Raw genomic sequence first — 2,623 nt, forward strand, 5'->3', positions numbered from 1 at the left:
AGTGCATAGTGGTTGAGTGGATGAAAGTATGGAAGAAAACAAAAGATCCATCCTCAAGGAAAAAATGGAGTCGGATGCGGATAATCGTATTTCTGACCTGCATTTATGGAAAGTCGGACCTGACGATTATGCCGTAATCATTTCATTGGTTACACACTTTCCGCAACCGGTGGAACATTACAGGAAGCTATTGAGTGATATCGACAATTTATCTCATATCACAATCGAAGTAAACCAATGTACAAGCGAGCCATGTATTACCCAAAAACCAAGCACCGCATTCCCGTAGGGTGGGCTGTGCCCGCCATAAAATGCCGATAGAACCAATGGTGGGCATAGCCCAATGCCATTAAGTTAGCGGTTGGCCGCTTGCCGTGGTAGGTCGGAATACGAAAGAGAAAACGACGAATCCGGTTTGTTCCCACGCTCCAGCGTGGGAATGGAGTTATGGTCGCTCCAGCGGCCAATGTTTCATGACGCTAGAGCGTCCGGATTTGCTCCCACGCTGGAGAGACTGTGAAAGTATTACCGAATTTTCAGAGTGGGAGGGACAGGGGGACACAATTTCCCAAAATTAGGCAGCATATCTTGCTCCTATACCCACTTTGCGCAGAATTTAGCGTGAAATGCGAAAATTTCATCCCATCAACATCAGAAAAAGCGAATACTTTTACACCCTCTGGAGCGTGGGAGCCAGAGAATGGTGGGCACAGCCCACCCTACGCAAATAGGTTGGAGGTTGAGTTACTCAGATGAACCATAGAAAACTGATTCTTGTCAATCCCAGACAGCTATTCGAGGGGTTTGCCAGTTATTCCGTAACCCGTTATTCCCCATTGAGCCTGGGATATATCGCGGCCTTGACGCCGGATCACTGGACCTGCGAGATCATGGATGAAAGTTTCGAGGACGCGACCTTTAAACCCTGTGATCTGGTAGGCATCACCGTCATGACGCCCCAGGCGCCCAGGGCCTATGAAATCGCTCGGTTGTATCGGAAACATAAGGTGCCGGTCATCCTGGGCGGGATTCATCCATCCATGGCCACCGAAGAGGCACTGCAGTATGCGGATGCGGTGGTTGCCGGGGAGGCCGATAACATCTGGCCACAGGTAATCCAGGACTTCGAGAATGGAAACCTCAAAAAGATCTATCGTGACGAGGGGGAGCTTGTCTCTCTGGATACCATTGTCACGCCCTCCCATCACCTCTTCGATGCCAGGTATCAATGGGCTTCCGTATTGACGACGCGGGGCTGTCCCATGAATTGCGAGTTTTGCTCGGTGACCGCCTTCAACGGATTCAAATACCGCATGCGGCCGGTGGAGGCGGTGCTCGATGAGCTGGCGCTTGTAAAACAGAAATTCATCTTCTTCGCGGACGATAACCTGGTCGGCTACAGCAAGGTCCATGTGGGGCGATTCATCGAGATCTGTAAGGGAATGATTGACAGGAAAATAAAGAAATACTGGATCGCCCAGACTTCCGTCAATGTGGCGGACAATGAGGGGGTATTGTACTACACCAAAAGGGCCGGCTGCATCGCGCTCTTTCTCGGGATCGAATCCCCCGACGAGAATGTTCTGGCCCACAATATGAGCAAGAATGTCAATGTCAAATACGTGAAGAAGAATGATTTCATTCAAAAAATACATGATCACGGGATCGCAGTGGTCGGTTCCTTTATTGTCGGGAATGATTTGGACACCCGGGAAATATTCGACAAAATCTATGATTATGTCGACAGCTCGCATGTGGATATTCCAACCATTTCCTTCCTGGTGCCGTTCCCCGGCACCAAACTCGAAAAACGACTCTTGGAGGAAGATCGCCTCAATTACCGGGATTTTCCCAAAGACTGGGGCTATTACAACATCGGCAACCGGGCCATGGTGGATACGGAAAACATGGATAGAGCGGAATTGAACAAGAACATGAAGCGGGTCATCAGCAGGCTCTTCTCGAAGCCGGCCATGCTCAAAAGGGCATTGTATGCCTTTCTCTATTCACATAGCCCGCTGACGTTTGCAGTGACCCTGAAAGGCAATATTTCCTATAGGAATAGGCATTTCCATGCCTCCTACTTTACCGGTGAGGAACTCTAGTACATCTGCGTATAAATTGGGAAATATCTCACACGGGTGAAACCTTATGCTTTCAGATAAATACCCGTACTTTTAAGAAAACCCGCGTAGGATGTGGTGAGTGCAGCGAACCGCATCGATTTTTCTCACACCAAGTCACAAAGACACAAAGAATGCTGCTCTCTTGCCGTTGGTAATCCGATGAATTTTCATCTCAGGCTAAAAATCTGACGCTTTCTGTCGTTCCCCTTTTATCCTTGTATCTCTTTGTGTCTTTGGTGCGCCAGGAGAAGTCTGGTTAGTCTAGCAATCTGAAAGGAGGTTGCCATGTGAATTGCTGATAGGGATGTAGCTGCGGTCAGTCACGTGGAGGTAACGAAGCGTGGGGAACGAGACCGGTTCAGGTAAGTACCAATTTGCGGGAAAGCCGCTGAGCGAAGCGGCGGAAGACGCGGACAGCAAAGTTGTGAGCCGTAAGCCATTATAGGATGACCCGAGACCGGCCTCGAAACACAAGGAGCAGGAGGCCAAGCTGCCAA

At 49.4% G+C, this 2,623-nt stretch carries 2 protein-coding genes; both read left to right on the forward strand.

Annotation, left to right across the window (positions count from 1 at the left end):
- Positions 1-28 precede the first annotated feature (28 nt).
- Positions 29-289, forward strand: a complete 261-nt coding sequence (locus E1958_RS19370) for a cation diffusion facilitator family transporter (RefSeq protein WP_133513330.1) — start codon at positions 29-31, stop codon at positions 287-289.
- 463 nt (positions 290-752) lie between these two features.
- Positions 753-2,105: a B12-binding domain-containing radical SAM protein gene (locus tag E1958_RS19375; protein WP_133513331.1), complete on the forward strand. Its 1,353-nt coding sequence runs from the start codon at positions 753-755 to the stop codon at positions 2,103-2,105.
- The last annotated feature ends 518 nt before the right edge of the window (positions 2,106-2,623 follow it).

It is taken from the genome of Candidatus Thiosymbion oneisti, from assembly GCF_004359955.1.
Lineage (GTDB): Bacteria > Pseudomonadota > Gammaproteobacteria > Chromatiales > Chromatiaceae > Thiosymbion > Thiosymbion oneisti.

What these genes read in the sequence shown, in the direction of transcription:
- E1958_RS19375 (WP_133513331.1), top strand. Translation starts at nt 753, where the DNA reads ATGAACCATAGAAAACTGATTCTTGTCAATCCCAGACAGCTATTCGAG.
- E1958_RS19370 (WP_133513330.1), top strand. Translation starts at nt 29, where the DNA reads ATGGAAGAAAACAAAAGATCCATCCTCAAGGAAAAAATGGAGTCGGAT.